This window comes from Corallococcus sp. AS-1-12 (assembly GCF_020036995.1).
Lineage (GTDB): Bacteria > Myxococcota > Myxococcia > Myxococcales > Myxococcaceae > Corallococcus.
In genome coordinates this window covers 44,379-60,373 of the sequence record NZ_JAIQDD010000016.1, presented here as the reverse complement: position 1 = coordinate 60,373, position 15,995 = coordinate 44,379, and the positions used below count along the sequence as shown (strand labels likewise).

Genomic DNA, 15,995 nt, shown 5'->3' with positions numbered 1-15,995 from the left:
CGCGCTCACCGGCCCTCCACGCACAGTTCGATGAGCAGCCGCTCCAACTGCAACCGGGGCGCGCCGTTGCGCGAACCGATGGCCGTGCGCGCTGACTCCAGCAGTGAATGCCGCCGGTGCAGCGCGGCCTCCGACGTGCGCTTCGCCGCTTCTTGCGCCAGCGCCGTCAGGTCGCGGTTCGCCAGCGCCTCCAGCGCCCCGGCCTTCGCGAGCGACACGTCCCGCGTCCACAGGATGAGCAGCTCCAGCGCCGTGTCCGCGTCCTCGCGCGAGCCGCCGTGCGCCTCCGCGAAGCGCAGGAGGGCCGGGATGTCATCGCCTCGCAGGCCCTCAAAGGCGGTGAGGACGTCCTTGCGCTCCTTCAGCGCGTCCACGTCCAGCGCGAGCGCGCGGCCCAGGCTGCCCCCGGACATCACCGCGGCCAGGGCGGCGGTGTCCGCGTCCAGCTTGCGCTCCTGCTGCACGTGCCGTGCGACCAGGTCCACCGGCAGCGGACCGAAGTACACCTTGCTGCACCGGCTGCGGATGGTGGGCAGCAGGCGGTCCATGGCGCTCGCCACCAGGATGAGCGTGGTCTCCGCGGGCGGCTCCTCCAGCGTCTTGAGGAACGCGTTCTGCGCCTGGACGTTCATCTGCTCCGCGCTGACCAGGATGGCCACCTTGCGCTTGGACTCCAGGCCGCGCAGCGCCAGGCGCTCCTGGAGCTGCCTTACCTGCTCCACGCGCAGCTCGCGGCTGGGCGTGCCGGTGAAGTCGGAGCGGCCCGCGAGCCCGCGCGACACGCGCTCGTCGTCCGGCATCACCCAGGTGACGTCCGGGTGCAGCCCCTTGGCGAGGCGCACGCAGCTCGCGCACCTGCCGCAGCCCACCTCCGGGGCCTCCGGGCACGTGAGGGCCTGGGCGAGCCCCACCGCGGCCAGCTCCTTGCCCACCCCTTCAGGCCCGGCGAACAGGTAGGCGTGATGCACCGAGCCGGACCGCAGGGCGGATTGGAGCGCGTCCATCGCGCGGGGCTGTCCCTGCACCGAGGCAAGCGTCATGGGGGGCGTGTATCCCCGCTCGGGGCCCACCCGTCAACCGCCACCTTGACCCGTGCGCGTGCCGCCGGTCTGATTCGTCCGGCGTGTTGAACTTCCTCGAAGGCCACCTCCCCCTGCTGGCGGGCTCCATCCTGACGGTGCTCCTTCTGGGCATCCAGCGGACCACCCGCGACCCGGACCTGCGCGACGACCTGCGCGGCGCGGTGCGGATGCTGCTCGCCTTCCTGGTGCTGCGGCTGGTGTCGCGCCTGCTGCCGGAGGCGTCCACGCCGGAGGGCCTGCGCAAGTTCGTGAACGTGGGCTGGATGCTCACGTTCGCCTACGGCGTCATCCGGGCCGCGGTGGCGTTCGCGCTGAAGCTGGCGAGGATGCGCTCGCCGGTGTCGACGCCGAAGATCCTCCGCGACGTCATCGACTTCACGCTGTACGCGCTCGCCACGGTCCCCATCCTCCAGAGCCAGCTCAACCTGGACCTGGCGGGCCTGGTCGCGTCCACGGCGGTGCTGACGGTGGTCATCGGTCTGGCGCTCCAGGAGACGCTGGGCAACCTCTTCGCGGGCCTGTCCCTGCAGTTGGACCGGCCCTTCGAGGTGGGCGACTTCATCCGCATCGGCGAGCACACCGGGCGGGTGGTGCACATCGGGTGGCGCTCCATCCGCATCGCCAACTTCCGGCGCGAGGTCATCACCCTTCCCAACAGCATGGTGGGCAAGGAGCACGTGAAGAACTTCACCCAGCACCGCGAGCCCGTGGGCATCGAGATGCAGGTGGGCGTGTCGCTGGACGCGCCGCCCAACCAGGTGAAGCAGGCGCTCCTGGACGTGGCGCGGGAGATCCCCCAGGTGCTGGTGCAGCCGCCGCCCATCGCGCGCACGGTGGCCTTCACGGACTCCAACGCGCAGTACATGGTGCGCGTGTTCCTCAACGACTTCGCGCTGTCGGACACCGTGCGGGAGGAGCTGCACACGCGGCTGTGGTACCGGCTGCGCCGCGAGGGCCTGGAGCTGCCCCACGCGCAGCGCACCGTGACGCTGCGCCGCGAGACGAAGCACCGCCGCCGCGAGCTGGCGGACGACACCGTGCGCGACCTGCTGCGCCAGGTGGACCTCTTCGCGCCGCTGGGCCCGGAGGAGCTGGAGCGCCTGCGCTGCGAGGTGGTGGTGCGCCGCTTCGGCCGCAACGAGCGCATCATCCAGGAGGGCGAGGAGGGCGGGACCTTCTACGTCGTGGCCTCCGGAGAGGTCAGCGTGCGCGCCGGCACGCTCCAGTCCGAAATCACGCGGCTGGGGCCGGGGCAGTACATCGGGGAGATGTCCCTGCTCACCGGCGAGCCCCGCGCCGCCACGGTGGTGGCGCTCCAGGACTCCGTGCTGATGGAGCTGGACCGGCCCACCTTCGCGCGCCTGTTCTCCGACTATCCGGGCCTCGCCCGCCAGCTCTCCGCGCTCCTCGCCCAGCGCCGCACCCAACTGCGCGCCGTGGCCCAGGCCTCGGGCGGCGGACCGGACCACTCGCCCGAGGCGGGCCGCATCCTCGGAAGGCTGCGGGCGCTCTTCGGCCTCACACACGAATAGCGGCTTTCCCTCACCTGAGTCCGGGGCAATCACGACCCGCTTTCACGCAGAGCGTGGCGGCCTGGGAGGCATGCATCCGGCCGTGACGCCAGGGCCTTTGACGCTTGGAGCCTGAAAGGTCTAAAGGTTCACACATGCAAGACATTCGTGGCTTTCCCGCGCGATTGGGCGCGCTGCTCCTTCCCGGCGCGCTGTGGATGGGCCTGCCCCAGAGCGCGGCGGCTTCGGCCCCGGTGAAGCCAGACATGACGGCCGCGGGCCTGGAGCGGCTGGCGCACCGCCGAGTCTTCTTCGGCCATCAGTCGGTGGGCGGGAACATCCTGGACGGCGTGCGCGGCCTGCCGGACGCGAAGGCGCCGGCCATCGTGGAGGTGAAGGACGCGAACGCCACGATTCCCCAGGGCACGCTGGCGCACGCGTTCGTGGGCCAGAACGAGCGGCCGGAGACGAAGCTCGCGCACTTCGAGCAGCTCCTGGACGGCGGCGTCGCGAAGCAGGTGGACGTGGCGCTGATGAAGTTCTGCTACATCGACTTCACCTCCAGCACGGACGCGAAGTCGCTGTTCGAGAAGTACCGCGCCACGCTCGCGGGGCTGAAGTCGCGCCACCCGGGCGTCACCTTCGTGCACGTCACCGCGCCGCTGACGACGGTGCAGCGCGGGGCGAAGGCGTGGTTCAACGAGCTGCGGGGGCGCCCCGTGTTCGGCGTGGGGGAGAACGTGTCGCGCGAGGCGTTCAACGCGCTGATGCGGCAGACCTACGGCGGCAAGGAGCCGCTGTTCGACCTGGCGGCGCTGGAGTCGACGCAGGCGGACGGCACCCGTGAGACGTACGAGGTCAACGGCCGCGCGTATCCGGCGATGGTGCCGGCCTGGTCGGATGACGGGGGGCACCTCAACGCGCAGGGGCAGGCGCGCGTGGCCTCCGCGCTCGTCACGTTCCTGGCGGCCCTGCCGGAGTCCCCGGCCTCCGCGAAGGCCGGGCCCTGAGCCATGCGCGTCCCGTTGATGATGATGCTCGGCCTGGGGCCGACCGTGGCGCGCCTGAAGCTGCGCCGCTGTGAAGCCGTGGGCGCCACCCCCACCGTCTGGGGGCGCGTCTGGATTCATGGCGAGGGTGAAATCCAGGTGGGGGACCGCGTGGTGTTCGACGCGCGGATGGCGCCCATCGAGCTGCACGCGCAGCGGGGGGGACGCATCGTGATTGAAGACGACGTGACCATCGAGGGAGGCAGCTCCATCGAAGCGCAGTCATGCGTGACGCTGGGCGCGCGCAGCCGTCTGGGCATGTGGTGCAAGCTGATGGACAACATGTACCACCCGGTGCGGGGCAACCGGCACGAGCGGCCGCAGTCGGTGCCGCTGGTGGTGGAGGAGGGCGTCACGGTGGGCAGCCGCTCCATCCTGCTGCCGGGCGCGCACCTGCAGAAGGGCGCGAGCGTGGCCTCCGGCACGGTCATCTCCCGCCGGATTCCCCCGGGCGTGACGGTGGGCGGCTCTCCGGCCCGCGTGCTGCGGCGCGAGGTGACGCGATGAAGCCCGCCCTCCCCTCCCGCGACGAGGCGCTCCAGATGGCGCGCGCGGGCCTCCAGATGGTGCGCACGGAGGTGTTCCCGCGCGCCGAGCGCGTGGTGGCCGTGGCGCGGGCGCGCTGGCTGTTCCGCGGCTTCCGCATGGGCCGGGACGTGGCGGCGTATGGCCCGGTGGCCGCGCGCAACGACGGCCACGCGGAGCTGGGCGACAAGCTGACGTTCCTGGGCGGCATGCTGCCCACGTCGGTGGTCTGCTACGAGCACGCGCGGCTGCTGGTGGGCTCGGAGACCCAGTTCAACTACGGCGTGTCCGTGGAGGCCTGGGAGTCGGTGCAGATTGGCGACCGGTGCATGTTCGCGTCCTACGTGCGCGTGAGCGACCGGGACGGCCAGCGCATCGCGCCCATCATCATCGAGGACGACGTCTGGGTGGCCCACGGCGCCATCCTGCTCCCCGGCGTGCGCATCGGCGCGCGGTCGGTGGTGTCCGCCGGCAGCATCGTTTCGCAGGACGTTCCTCCGGATTCGCTCGCCATGGGCAACCCGGCGCGCAGCATGAGCCTGGACCTGGTGGCGCGCGACGCCACGGGCACCTGACGGGCGGCCTGACGCGCTTCGCCCGGCGCTCAGCAAAACGCGCCGGGCGCGTTCTTTTCCGCATCCCCTTCCACACCCCACCGCTTCGCCTCAACGACAGGACCCACCCCATGAGCACGCGTGACACGCTTCGCACCTTCATCGTCGACACCTTCTTCGTGGACGACTTCGCGGACGACGACTCGTTCCTGCGCAAGGGCCTCATCGACTCCACGGGCATGATGGAGCTGGTGGCCTTCATCGAGACGGAGTTCCACCTCAAGCTGGACGACAAGGAGCTGGTGCCGGAGAACCTGGACTCGCTGTCGCGCGTGGTGGCCTTCGTGGACCGCAAGCAGTCGCTGGCGAAGGCGAGCTGAGACGCCCATGTGCGGCATCGCGGGGTTCACCTTCCCGGCGGGTGACGCTTCGGGCACGGCGCAGCACGCCGACCGCCTGCGCCGCATGACCGCCAGCATCAAGCACCGGGGGCCGGACGCGCAGCGGGCCCTGCTCCTGGATGGCGCCGCGCTGGGGCACGCGCGGCTGTCCATCGTCGACCTGGCCTCCGGCCACCAGCCCATGCGCGACGAGGCCACCGGCCTCACGGTCGTCTTCAACGGCGAGATCTTCAACCACGTGGAGCTGCGCGAGCAGTTGTCGGGGGCGTATGCCTTCCGCACGCGCTCGGACACGGAGGTCATCCTCGCGGCGTTCCTCACGTGGGGCATCGACTGCGTGCGCCGCTTCGAGGGCCAGTGGGCCTTCGCGCTGTGGGACCCGCGCGACCGCACGCTGTGGATGTCGCGCGACCGCGTGGGCATCTGCCCGCTGTTCTACGCGCAACTCCCTCAAGGGCACCTGGCGTTCGCGTCGGAGGCGAAGGCGCTCTTCGCCGGAGGCCTGGTGACGCCGGCGCTGGACGCGCGGGGGCTCAAGCAGACGTTCCAGCTCTGGGCGCCGGTGGCGCCGCGCACGTCCTTCGAGGGCGTGTCGCTGCTGCCGCCCGCGCACGTGGCGAAGTGGCGCGACGGGGCGCTGACGCTCCAGCGCTACTGGGACCTGGACTTCGGCGTGACGCCGGACGCGGCGGAGGCGCCCCGGCTGCTGGAGGAGCTGGGCGCGGTGCTGGACCGGGCGGTGCGCCTGCGGCTGCGCGCGGACGTGCCGGTGGCGGCGTATCTGTCGGGCGGGTTGGACTCCAGCCTGCTGTGCGCGCTGGCGCAGGAGCAGTTGGGCGGGACGCTGCGGACCTTCTCCGTGGGCTTCGCGCACGCGCGCTTCGACGAGCGCACGCACCAGGCGACGGTGGCGGAGCAACTGCACACCGAGCACCGCGTGGTGGAGATGCGCGACGGGGACATTGGCGCGCTGGTGCCGGGCGTCATCTTCCACGCGGAGCAGGCGATGATGCGCTCCGCGCCCGCGCCGTTCCTGCGGCTGTCCGGGTGGGTGCGCGACCAGGGCATCAAGGTGGTGCTGACGGGTGAAGGGTCGGACGAGATGTTCCTCGGCTACGACCTCTTCAAGGAGACGAAGGTGCGCCAGTTCTGGGCGCGCCAGCCGGGCTCCAGGTACCGGCCGCTGCTCCTGCGCCGGTTGTACCCGACGCTGTCGGTGAGCCAGCAGAGCGTGGAGCTGCTGCGCGAGTTCTTCGGCACGGGGCTGGAGACACCGGACGCGCTGGGGTTCTCGCACCTGGTGCGGTGGGGCAACAGCGGGCGCATCCTCCGCTTCCTCGCGCCGGAGTTCGCCGCGAAGGTGGCGGACGAGGATCCGGTGGCGTCGGTGCTCGCGACGGTGCCGGACGCGGTGGCGAAGTGGCGGCCCCTGGCGCGGGCCCAGTACCTGGAGGCGCGCACGTTGCTGTCGGGCTACCTCCTGTCCGCGCAGGGCGACCGCATGCTGCTGGGCAACGCGGTGGAGGGGCGCTTCCCGTTCCTGGACACGGGCGTGATGGAGTTCGCCGCGCGAGTGCCGGAGCGGCTGCGGCTGCGGGGGCTGGACGAGAAGCACCTGCTCAAGCGCTTCGCGAAGGGCCGGGTGCCGGCGTCCATCCTGGAGCGCAGCAAGTTCCCGTACCGCGCGCCCATCGCGGGAGCGTTGGTGGGCCCGGATGCGCCCGCCTGGGCGCGCGAGCTGCTGGCCCCGGAGGCGGTGTCGGCGACGGGCGTGTTCGACGCGCGCAAGGTGGAGCGGCTGGTCGCGAAGCTGCGGGCGCCGAACTCGGCGGAGAGCGAAGCGGACACCATGGCCCTGTTCGCCGTGGCGTCCACGCAACTGCTGGCCCACCACTTCCTGAAGCCGAAGCCCGTGCCCCAGGCGGACGTGGATGCCGTGCGGTTGGAGGCCGCGTGAGCGCGGATACCGCCCCTTCATGGGTTCGTGGCCACGCGGCCGCGACGCCGGAAGCTCCGGCGGTGGACTCGCCGTGGGCGCGGCTCACCTACGCCCAGTTGGAAGCGCGGATGCTCGCGCTCGCGGGACAGTTGCGCGCCGCAGGTGTGGAGCCCGGGGCTCGGGTCCTCATCGCCCTGCCCCTGGGCTGCGCTGCCGCCGTCGCGAGCCTCGCGGTGCAGGCCCTGGGTGCCTGCGCCGTGGAGCTGGACCGTGAGACGGGCGCGGACTCCCTGGCGAGCATCCTCGCGCAGACGGGTGCCCGCCTCGCGGTCATCTTCGGGCAGGACGCGCGGCGCTGGACGGGCCGCTCGCAGCTCACCCACTTCTTCGTCGTCCACGGCTCCCGGCCTCCGGAGCGCATGCTCGGGCTGCTGAAGCCCGCTTCGTGCACGTGGCTTCAGGAGGACGGCGCGGTGGATCCGGACGTGCGCCCGGAGCCGCTGGCCGCCCTGCCCTCGCCGCCCCCGGATGCGCCCGCTTCCATCGTCTACACGTCCGGCAGCACGGGCACGCCCCGCGGCGTCGTGCAGACGTTCGCCAACATCGCGGCGAACACGCGCTCCATCGCGGAGTACCTGGGCCTCACGCCCCGCGACCGCGCCATGCTCATCCTTCCCCTGCACTACTGCTACGGGAAGAGCGTGCTCCAGACGCACCTGCTCGCGGGCGGCTCCGTGTTCCTGGATCCGCGCTTCATGTACCCACGGGTGGTGCTGGAGGCCATGGCCACCGAGTCCTGCACCGGCTTCGCGGGCGTGCCCCTCACCTTCGAGCTGCTGCGCCGTCAGGCCGCCCCGGACTCGCTCGCGAACCTGAAGCTGCGCTACCTCACCCAGGCCGGCGGCGGCATGTCCCCGGACACCGTGCGCTGGACGCGCGAGGCCTTCCACCCGGCGGAGCTGTTCGTCATGTACGGCCAGACGGAGGCCACCGCGCGGCTCTCCTACCTGCCGCCCTCGCGCGCCACCGACAAGGCGGGCTCCATCGGCCAGGGCATCCCCGGCGTCACGCTGGCCGTGGTCGCGGACGACGGCGCGCCCCTGCCCGACGGCGAGGTGGGCCAGCTCGTGGCGAAGGGCGCCAACGTCACGCCGGGCTATCTCAACGCGCCTGACGACACGGCCGCCATCCTCCACGACGGCTGGCTGTGGACCGGCGACCTCGCGTGGCGCGACGCGGACGGCTTCTTCTTCCTCGTCGGCCGCGCGAAGGAGATCCTCAAGGTCGGCGGCCACCGGGTGAGCCCCGCGGAGATGGAGCACGTCCTCGCGCGCCACCCGGCCGTGCTGGAGGTCGCCGTGGTGGGCGTGCCGGACGACCTGGGCGGCGAGGCCGCGTGCGCCGCCGTGGTGCTCCAGCCCGACGCCAGCGCCCAGGAGGACGACCTGCGCCGCTTCTGCCGCGAGGCGCTCCCGGCCCACAAGGTGCCACGCCACGTGCTGTTCATCGACGCGCTCCCCCGCGGGCCCACCGGCAAGGTGCTCAAGGCCGACCTGCGCACGCGCGTGCTGTCTTCACTCTCTTCCCCTGAATCGAGGTCGCCGTGACGATGAAGTTCTCCAAGCAGGTACTGGAACTGGACTGGGAGGCCAAGGCCGCGTCGCTGTCCGACGGGCTCAAGGAGGCCGTCCTCAAGAAGCTGCGCAAGCGCGGCCTGGTGGTCGCCGTCTCCGGCGGCATCGACTCCGCGTGCGTCGCGGCGCTGGCGGTGCGCGCGCTGGGGCCGGACCGCGTCTTCGGCCTGCTCTTGCCGGAGCGCGACTCCAGCGGCCTGTCCTCCAAGCTGGGCCGCGAGCTCTGCGAGAAGCTGGGCATCCAGTACACGCTGCACGACATCGCGCCCGTGCTGGAGGCCGCCGGGTGCTACTCGCAGCGCGACGCGGCGGTGCGCTCCGTGTTCCCCGCGTTCCAGCCGGACATGAAGTGGAAGATCGTCATGCACGGCGACCGGCTCAACACGGACGCCCTCAACGTCTTCTACGTGGTGGTGCAGGTGGACGGGCAGGAGCAGCGCTTCCGCCTCACGCCCCAGGCCTACGTGCAGATTGTCGCCGCCACCAACTTCAAGCAGCGTGTGCGCAAGATGATGGAGTACTTCCACGCGGACCGGCTGAACTTCGCCGCGTCCGGCACGCCCAACCGCCTGGAGTATGATCAGGGCTTCTTCGTGAAGCTGGGCGACGGCTCCGCGGACGTGAAGCCCATCGCCAGCCTCTACAAGACGCAGACCTACAAGCTCGCGCGGCACCTGGGCGTCATCGACGGCATCCTCAACCGCGAACCCACCACGGACACCTTCAGCCTGGAGCAGTCACAGGAGGACTTCTACTTCTCCGTGCACTACTCGCAGTTGGACCTCATCCTCTGGGCGAAGAACCACGGCGTCGCCCCCGAGGAGGTCGCCCCGGAGATGGGCCTCACGCCGCAGCAGATCCAGCGCGTCTACGACGACATCGACCAGAAGCGCCGCACCACCGCGTACCTCCATGCGCAGCCGCTGCTGCTCGAAGAGGTCAGCGAGCTGAAGCCCTTCAAGATCGCCTGAAGCGCCTCACCCGCCGCCGGAGCCAGGGGAACCGGAGGCCGCGTCGATGGTGTCCGCGGCCTCCACCCGGAGGCGCTCCTCCGGGGTGAACGAGTCGAACAGCAGCCGCTGCACCGCGGCCTGACGCCGGGCCGGGTCCGGCTCGCTCTGGCCCAGCGCCGCGCGCTTCGCGCGGAAGTCCGCCAACCGCTGCTTCCATTGCGCGCGCTCCGCGTCCAGCGCCTCCAGCCGCCCGGTGGCCTCCGGCCCCACGGTGGACAGCCGGTGCTGGTGCAGGTCCTCCGCCGTCGCTCCCGCCGCCAGCAGCTCCTGCTCCACGGCCTGCTGCCGCAGCGGGCGCACCGCCTCCTCGCGGCTGGCGCGCACGTCCGGGGGCAGCCGCTCCTCCAGGGCCGCCATGCGCTGCTCGCGCTCCTCCTTCGTCAGCGACGCGTCCTTCATCAGCTTCAGCCGCTCCACGGCGACGGCGTCCACCGCCTCCTCGTGTCCGAAGAGGCCGTCCGCCACGCCCGGGCCCAGGTGCTCCCGGCGCAGCTTGCGCAGGGCCTCCAGGCGCTCCGCCGCGTCCGGCATGGCCGCGGAGCCCTTCGCCCCCAGCCCCCGCGCCGCCTCCAGGTAGGCCAGGTAGTCGTCCAGCACCTGCACCGCTTCGTCCATGGCGGCGGCGGGCAGCTTCTTCGCCCGCAGGGCCGTGAGGATGCGCTCGCGGATGAGCGACGCGGGCTCCTCGCCCGTGGCGGACAGGTAGTAGTTGAAGAAGCGGCGCAGGTCCGCGTTCGGCACCAGGTGCCCGGACGCATCCACCATCACCGCGCCGTCCTCCTCCGTGTCCTGGAGCGAGCCGGGCAGCGGCGGCAGCGGCGCGTCCCGCGACGGAGCCGGGCTCGCCGTCGCGGCGGCACCGGAAACGACGGGAGACGCCGCGCGCGGCAGCCCCTGCGCGACGGGCGCCGCGGACGGCGGGACAGCGGGCCCGGGCGCATCCTCCGCCCGGACCTTCCACCACGAGAAGACGCCGGCACCCAGGAGGGCGCACAGCGCGACCACGTGAATGACGGCGCGGCTCTTCATGGCGGGCGCTCCCTGCGGCGGACTACAGGCCCGCGGACTTCAGGCGGTTCGCCTGGGTGCGGAACACGGACTTCGGGTCGGTGAAGAACGCGGTGAGGCCCAGCACCTGGTTCACCTCGTCCAGGTGGTTCATGTCGTAGTTGTCGCGGATGACCGTGCCGAAGTGCGAGCTGCAGCGGCCCACGAGGCCGTCGTTGGACTCGCTGTAGAAGAAGGACGACAGCTTCAGCGCGTAGTCAGACGCGTCCAGGATGTTGGTGAAGGGGTCCGTGCCGGACCAGGAGTAGTAGCGCTGGCCCTGGGTGCCCGTCGCCGCGCCGCTGCCGCAGGACGTGGTGGGGACGCCCGCGGGGAACTTCGCGGTGAACGCGGCGCCGCCCGCCTTGCTCAGCGCCGCCAGCGCGCCAATCGCGTCCTGCGGCTGCGTGTGGCCGGACAGCAGGCCCAGCACCGTGCCCAGGCTGTTGGCGAAGTAGGCCAGCACGCCCTCCGTGAACGAGCCGTTCTTGAGGTTGTTGCGCAGGTAGTCCGCCAGGTCCGCGCCCTTGTGCGGCGAGCCCACCGTCGTCACGGACGCCACCAGGTCCGGCCGCACCGCCGCCACGTAGCGCACGTCCAGGCCGCCGTGGCTGTGGCCAATCAGGTTCACCTTCGCCGCGCCCGAACGCGCGAGCACGTCCTGCACCTGCGCCAGCAGCGCCTCGCCGCGCGCCTCGCTCGTGTTGAACTGCGGAACGTGCGTGACGTAGACCCTCGCGCCGCCCGACTTCAGCGTCGACTCGATGCCATAGAAGTAGTCGAGCACCCCGAACAGCGAATCGAAACCCGCCATGCCGTGCGCCAGCACGATGGGGTACTTCGTCTGCGTGTACGTATCCGCGGCGCGCGCGGGCTGCGCCCAGAGGGCAAGAACCGCGACAGTCAGAACGAGGGTCCGGACGGCGTTTCGCATACAGGCTCCTGATTGGGGAGGGCGGATCATCGAAGGGATTGACCCGCGAATCAGCCCATAAGGCGAGACACTGATAAAAATCAAGCCAACCTCAGAATTCACTGAAAAGCGTGTCAGCTCCGGGTCAGCCCCCTTCAATTCAACGCAACGCATCAATCACTCCAACGCTCCGCGTCGAAACGGCAGCATGCGGGCCCATCCAGAGGAGAACGCACTTGGACACCGCCGCCTATCAGGCCTTCACCACGGAATTGACGCACAGCATTGACGCGGACGGTCGTGCCCGGGGGCTGGTGGCGCTGGGCTCGATGGCGGCGCGCGACTACGCGCCGGATGACTTCAGCGACCACGACTTCTTCGTCATCGCGTGGCCGGGACACGCTGAAACATTGAGACAGGAGCGCGGCTGGCTGCCCCGCGCGGAGGACGTGGCGCTGGCGTTCCGCGAGACGGCGCACGGGCTCAAGGTCGTGTACCGCGACGGGCACCTGCTGGAGTTCGCGGTGTTCGACCTGGAGGAGCTGTCGTTCGCGCGCGTCAACCGCTACCGCGTGCTGCTGGACAAGGGCGGCGTGACGGAGCGCATGGACGCGCGCGCGCGGGACACGGCGGTGGAGTTCCAGCGCACGGCCCCGGACGACGCGTGGCTGTTCGGCCAGTGGCTCACGCAGGTGCTGGTGGGCGTGGGGCGCCACGCGCGCGGCGAAGGGCTCAGCGGGTGCGCGCGGCTGCACGAAGCGGTGCGCTTGTTCTGCCTGCTGCTCGCGCGCCACGTCCCCGCCCCCGAGGCTTCGCTGCTGGACGGGTTGGATCCGCTGCGGCGCGTGGAGCGCGTGTATCCGGAGACCGGCGGGGAGCTGGCGCGGGCCCTGGAGGGCGACACGCGGGGGCTCGCGAGCACGCTCCTGCGGCTCGCCGAGCGCGAGCTGTCCCACGTGCCCGCGTACCCGCGCGACGCGGTGGCCGCCGTGCGGGCCCGGCTCCAGGCGGTGCACCGGTAGGCACGGCGGGCGACTCAGGCCCGGACGGTGTCCTGCTCCCGGGCGTTGTGCGCGATGACGAGCACCCGTTCGGGATGTTGCTGCCGGCGCGCCCAGTCCAGGAGCGCGCTGAAGGCATCCGGCGCGGGGGCGGCCGTGGAGAGGAGCATGCGCGGCTGGTGCTCGTGGAAGAGGTCCTCCGCTCCCAGGTTCTGGGCCGCCCACGTGCGCCAGCCGGGCACCGGCTTGCCGGGCGCGGGCTGCAGGCCGGTGACGGTGAAGCCACCGGCCATGAAGACGCGCGTCAGGCCCACGAGCGTCGCGCCCGTGCCGAAGCCGCACACCACGTGCCGCACCGTGGGGAAGCGCTCGCGCACCTGCGCGCGCAGGCCCGTCGCCCAGGCCTCCACGCACGCCACCATGGCCCGGTTGGTGAGCTGCCGGGGCCAGCTCCAGCCCTCGCGCTCCAGGGCCTGGGCCTGGTGGAACATGTCCGCCATCGAGTCCACCTGGCGCACCTGCCCCTGGAAGCCGTGGGCGCGCAGGTACGTCGCGCCCGCCGCGTCCGTCAGGGCCACCGTGGGCAGCCCCCGCTCGCGGCCCAGGACGTCCAGCGCCAGCGCGCTCGACGCGCCGGACAGCTCAACCAGCCCGCGCGAGCCCGGCGGCATCGCGGCCAGGTAGCGCGCGAAGGTGAGGTACTTGAGGCTGCCGGAGGGCTGCGCCCCGCCCCACAGCACCACCGGCCCGCCCGCACGCGGACGCGACAGGGAAAACACTCCACGCATGGCCGCCCCTCTGGCGCGCGACCGCATTCCGCGCCCGACATGCGCCTGAGTCTTCCGGACGGGGTGCCCCGCGGCCATTGCCCCCGGGACGGGGCGGATGTCCTGCGGGGGACGGCGCAAGTCCCTGCAAGCACGTGGCGGGCGGTTATGCTCCCCGCCCATGTCTCAAGCTCCTCGCGTCCGCATCCTGCTGTCGGAGACGTACAACCCCTGGTTCAACCTCGCGACCGAGGACTGGATCTTCCGCGAGCTGGACCCCTCCACCCAGACGCTCTTCCTCTGGCGCAACGACAACACGGTCGTCATCGGCCGGAACCAGAACCCGTGGTCCGAGTGCAACCTCACGCGCATGGAGGAGGACAAGGTCTTCCTCGCGCGGCGCACCAGCGGCGGCGGCGCGGTGTTCCACGACCTGGGCAACACCTGCTTCACGTTCCTGTCCGCGAAGGAGGGCTACAACAAGACGGCGAACGTCAGCATCCTGCTGGACGCCCTGTCGCGGCTGGGCGTGACGGCGCAGGCGTCCGGGCGCAACGACCTGGTGATTCCGCTGGAGGACGGCCCCCGGAAGATCAGCGGCAGCGCGTACCGCGAGACGAAGGACCGCGCCTTCCACCACGGCACCTTCCTCATCCACGCCAACCTGTCGCGGCTGGCCAACTACCTCACGCCGCACCCGAAGAAGCTGGAGTCCAAGGGCAGCGCGTCCGTGCGCTCGCGGGTGATGAACATCCGCGACCTCCAGCCGGAGGCCTCCCATGAGTCGCTGGTGAAGGCGATGATTGGAGCCTTCTGCGACTTCCACGGGGCCACCGCGGAGCCGGAGCTGCTGGAGCCCTCGTTCCTGGAGGGCCAGCCTTCGCTCAAGCGCACCTTCGAGCACTACGCGTCGTGGGACTGGCGCTTCGGCAACGCGCCCCGCTTCAGCCACCAGATGGTGGAGTACCTGTCGTGGGGCTTCTTCGAGGTCCACGTCGACGCGGAGAACGGACACGTCACCCGCGCGCAGGTCTTCTCGGATGCGCTCTACCCGGACCTCGTGCAGGACCTGCAGGCGGCGCTCACCGGCAAGCCGCACAGCCGCGACGGCATGCGGCAGGCCGTCTCCGAGGTCCGCGCCCGCCACCCCTCGCAGGAGCGCGAGCTGGCGGAGCTGGAGACGTGGCTGATGGGCCAGGTCGAGGTCTGACCCGGCCCCCCCGCCGTCCCTTCACTCAGCGATGGCCACCACCGCCGTGGCCACCGCCCCAGCCGCCGCCATTGCCGCCACCGTGGCCGGAGCCGTGAGACCCGCCGCCGCCGCTGGAGCCGCGCGAGGGGGACCCGCCGCCACGGCCGGAGCTGCCGCCGCCCCAACCGCCGCCGTGGCTGCTGGAGGACCCACCGCCGGTCTGCTGGACGCGAACGGAGCCGCCACCCCAACCGCCGCTGTTGCCGGACGAGGAGCGTCCCCCGCCACCCGGCGACGGACGCCCGGGGTTGGAGCCGCCACCCCAGCCGCCGCTGGACTCGTGCGAGCCACCGCGCGTGCCGTTCCCACCGGGGGGCGGATTGCGCGTGCCGCCCCAGCCGCCGCTGTTGCCGCCGTTGCCGTTGTTCGACGAGTGGACGCCGCCGCCCTGCGGACGGTAGGGCCCGGGACGGCTGTCACCCCGGCCGTACGACGAGCCGTAGCGAGGACCGGCCGGCGACGCGTCATGCACGCGCGGCCCGTACCGGTACGGGCCCGGACGCGAGTAGTGGTAGCGGCCCGGGCGGTAGCGGTCGTACCCGTAGCCGTAGTAGCGCCACGACACGCCCGGGTAGCGGTACCACGTGCGCAGGAACGGGTTCGGACGGCCGAAGGAGAACGAGATGTGCGCGTGGCGGTAGACCGGGACGACGACCCGCACCGAGCCGTTCCAGCCCCAGCCGCCACCCACGAACACCCAGGACGGGCCGCGGCGCACCCAGTGCGGAGACACGAACACCAGGCCCGGACGCGGCGGCTCCATCCACGTGCCGGAGACCCACTCATAGCCGTTGGCGCCCCAGTACCAGTAGCCCGGCGCCCACGTGTAGCCCACGGCCGGCGCGGGGGGCGGGGTCTCCACGCGCAGGGCGGGAGGCGCCTGGGTGGCCCTCACGTCTTCGCTGGCGACCTCGATGGGGATCTCCACCTCGGTGGAGCCCTCCGGGGCCCAGCCGCCGGACACCCAGCGCCAGACGTCGCCGTCCTGCGCCCAGTAGCCGTTGATGTACTGGTAGCCGGGCATGCGCTCCACCCAGCCGCCGGACTTGAACTGCCAGTTGTCGCCGTCCCAGTACCAGTGCCCGGACGTCCAGATGGCGCCGGCATAGGGCCGGGGAGTCGGTGACTCGGCGGGCAGGTCGGGGGGCGGAGAGGGCGCGATGGGCCCGGTGTCCTCCACGTTGGCCTGCTGGGCATACCCGTCATCATCGCCCCAGTCATCCGCGGCGACCGGCGAGGTCTGCGCGAACGCCCCCTGGGACGCCAGGCCGACAATCAAACCCATCCACCATCGAGAACCCATGACT

Annotated in this window: 15 protein-coding genes; 10 read left to right on the top strand and 5 right to left on the bottom strand. The window is 71.7% G+C overall.

The features are described from left to right. Window positions 1-5: 5 nt before the first annotated feature. Window positions 6-1,040, bottom strand: coding sequence for a DNA polymerase III subunit delta' (gene holB / locus K8556_RS23705; RefSeq protein ID WP_223742352.1), 1,035 nt, complete (start codon window positions 1,038-1,040; stop codon window positions 6-8). 83 nt (window positions 1,041-1,123) lie between these two features. Here holB and K8556_RS23700 point away from each other — a divergent pair, with 83 nt between their 5' ends. From K8556_RS23700 to nadE, 8 genes are all read left to right on the top strand, one after another. Next, the gene (locus K8556_RS23700; RefSeq protein WP_223742351.1) at window positions 1,124-2,614 is read left to right on the top strand and encodes a mechanosensitive ion channel family protein; all 1,491 of its coding nucleotides are present in this window, start codon (window positions 1,124-1,126) and stop codon (window positions 2,612-2,614) included. 134 nt (window positions 2,615-2,748) lie between these two features. After that, window positions 2,749-3,603: a hypothetical protein gene (locus tag K8556_RS23695; protein ID WP_223742350.1), complete on the top strand. Its 855-nt coding sequence runs from the start codon at window positions 2,749-2,751 to the stop codon at window positions 3,601-3,603. 3 nt (window positions 3,604-3,606) lie between these two features. Continuing rightward, window positions 3,607-4,149 carry a DapH/DapD/GlmU-related protein gene (locus tag K8556_RS23690; RefSeq protein WP_223742349.1) on the top strand — a complete coding sequence of 181 codons (543 nt, stop codon included), beginning with the start codon at window positions 3,607-3,609 and terminating at the stop codon, window positions 4,147-4,149. After that, the gene (locus K8556_RS23685; RefSeq protein WP_223742348.1) at window positions 4,146-4,742 is read left to right on the top strand and encodes an acyltransferase; all 597 of its coding nucleotides are present in this window, start codon (window positions 4,146-4,148) and stop codon (window positions 4,740-4,742) included. Before K8556_RS23690 ends, K8556_RS23685 begins: the two co-directional genes overlap by 4 nt. Window positions 4,743-4,852: 110 nt before the next feature. Then, on the top strand, window positions 4,853-5,101 hold the full coding sequence (locus K8556_RS23680) for an acyl carrier protein (protein WP_223742347.1): 249 nt from the start codon (window positions 4,853-4,855) through the stop codon (window positions 5,099-5,101). 7 nt (window positions 5,102-5,108) lie between these two features. After that, complete coding sequence (gene asnB / locus K8556_RS23675; RefSeq protein WP_223742346.1) at window positions 5,109-7,079, top strand: asparagine synthase (glutamine-hydrolyzing); 1,971 nt, start codon at window positions 5,109-5,111, stop codon at window positions 7,077-7,079. Then, window positions 7,076-8,668, top strand: a complete 1,593-nt coding sequence (locus K8556_RS23670) for a class I adenylate-forming enzyme family protein (protein ID WP_223742345.1) — start codon at window positions 7,076-7,078, stop codon at window positions 8,666-8,668. The genes asnB and K8556_RS23670 overlap by 4 nt, the downstream gene beginning before the upstream one ends. 2 nt (window positions 8,669-8,670) lie before the next feature. Continuing rightward, window positions 8,671-9,666 (top strand): NAD(+) synthase, encoded by a 996-nt coding sequence (nadE, locus tag K8556_RS23665; protein WP_223742439.1) that lies wholly within the window; start codon window positions 8,671-8,673, stop codon window positions 9,664-9,666. Window positions 9,667-9,672: 6 nt separating this feature from the next. Here the strand turns inward: nadE and K8556_RS23660 are convergent, their stop codons facing one another. Together K8556_RS23660 and K8556_RS23655 are read right to left on the bottom strand one after the other, a co-directional pair. After that, window positions 9,673-10,737, bottom strand: a complete 1,065-nt coding sequence (locus K8556_RS23660; protein ID WP_223742344.1) for a lipase secretion chaperone — start codon at window positions 10,735-10,737, stop codon at window positions 9,673-9,675. A 22-nt stretch (window positions 10,738-10,759) separates the two neighbouring features. Beyond that, complete coding sequence (locus K8556_RS23655; protein WP_223742343.1) at window positions 10,760-11,689, bottom strand: triacylglycerol lipase; 930 nt, start codon at window positions 11,687-11,689, stop codon at window positions 10,760-10,762. Between the two features lie 215 nt (window positions 11,690-11,904). Here K8556_RS23655 and K8556_RS23650 point away from each other — a divergent pair, with 215 nt between their 5' ends. Further along, window positions 11,905-12,690: a hypothetical protein gene (locus K8556_RS23650; protein ID WP_223742342.1), complete on the top strand. Its 786-nt coding sequence runs from the start codon at window positions 11,905-11,907 to the stop codon at window positions 12,688-12,690. A 14-nt stretch (window positions 12,691-12,704) separates the two neighbouring features. Here K8556_RS23650 and K8556_RS23645 read toward each other — a convergent pair whose 3' ends face one another. Continuing rightward, complete coding sequence (locus K8556_RS23645; protein ID WP_223742341.1) at window positions 12,705-13,457, bottom strand: pyridoxal-phosphate dependent enzyme; 753 nt, start codon at window positions 13,455-13,457, stop codon at window positions 12,705-12,707. 160 nt (window positions 13,458-13,617) lie between these two features. On the opposite strand from K8556_RS23645, the gene K8556_RS23640 reads away from it, so the two are divergent. After that, the gene (locus K8556_RS23640; RefSeq protein ID WP_223742340.1) at window positions 13,618-14,646 is read left to right on the top strand and encodes a lipoate--protein ligase; all 1,029 of its coding nucleotides are present in this window, start codon (window positions 13,618-13,620) and stop codon (window positions 14,644-14,646) included. A gap of 25 nt (window positions 14,647-14,671) precedes the next feature. Here the strand turns inward: K8556_RS23640 and K8556_RS23635 are convergent, their stop codons facing one another. Further along, the gene (locus K8556_RS23635) at window positions 14,672-15,991 is read right to left on the bottom strand and encodes a YXWGXW repeat-containing protein (RefSeq protein ID WP_223742339.1); all 1,320 of its coding nucleotides are present in this window, start codon (window positions 15,989-15,991) and stop codon (window positions 14,672-14,674) included. Between the last annotated feature and the right edge of the window lie 4 nt (window positions 15,992-15,995).

Bases quoted from the DNA above. Each gene is read 5' to 3' on its own strand.
- holB (WP_223742352.1), bottom strand. From the start codon at position 1,040: ATGACGCTTGCCTCGGTGCAGGGACAGCCCCGCGCGATGGACGCGCTC.
- K8556_RS23695 (WP_223742350.1), top strand. From the start codon at position 2,749: ATGCAAGACATTCGTGGCTTTCCCGCGCGATTGGGCGCGCTGCTCCTT.
- K8556_RS23690 (WP_223742349.1), top strand. From the start codon at position 3,607: ATGCGCGTCCCGTTGATGATGATGCTCGGCCTGGGGCCGACCGTGGCG.
- K8556_RS23685 (WP_223742348.1), top strand. From the start codon at position 4,146: ATGAAGCCCGCCCTCCCCTCCCGCGACGAGGCGCTCCAGATGGCGCGC.
- K8556_RS23680 (WP_223742347.1), top strand. From the start codon at position 4,853: ATGAGCACGCGTGACACGCTTCGCACCTTCATCGTCGACACCTTCTTC.
- asnB (WP_223742346.1), top strand. From the start codon at position 5,109: ATGTGCGGCATCGCGGGGTTCACCTTCCCGGCGGGTGACGCTTCGGGC.
- nadE (WP_223742439.1), top strand. From the start codon at position 8,671: ATGAAGTTCTCCAAGCAGGTACTGGAACTGGACTGGGAGGCCAAGGCC.
- K8556_RS23660 (WP_223742344.1), bottom strand. From the start codon at position 10,737: ATGAAGAGCCGCGCCGTCATTCACGTGGTCGCGCTGTGCGCCCTCCTG.
- K8556_RS23655 (WP_223742343.1), bottom strand. From the start codon at position 11,689: ATGCGAAACGCCGTCCGGACCCTCGTTCTGACTGTCGCGGTTCTTGCC.
- K8556_RS23645 (WP_223742341.1), bottom strand. From the start codon at position 13,457: ATGCGTGGAGTGTTTTCCCTGTCGCGTCCGCGTGCGGGCGGGCCGGTG.
- K8556_RS23640 (WP_223742340.1), top strand. From the start codon at position 13,618: ATGTCTCAAGCTCCTCGCGTCCGCATCCTGCTGTCGGAGACGTACAAC.
- K8556_RS23635 (WP_223742339.1), bottom strand. From the start codon at position 15,991: ATGGGTTCTCGATGGTGGATGGGTTTGATTGTCGGCCTGGCGTCCCAG.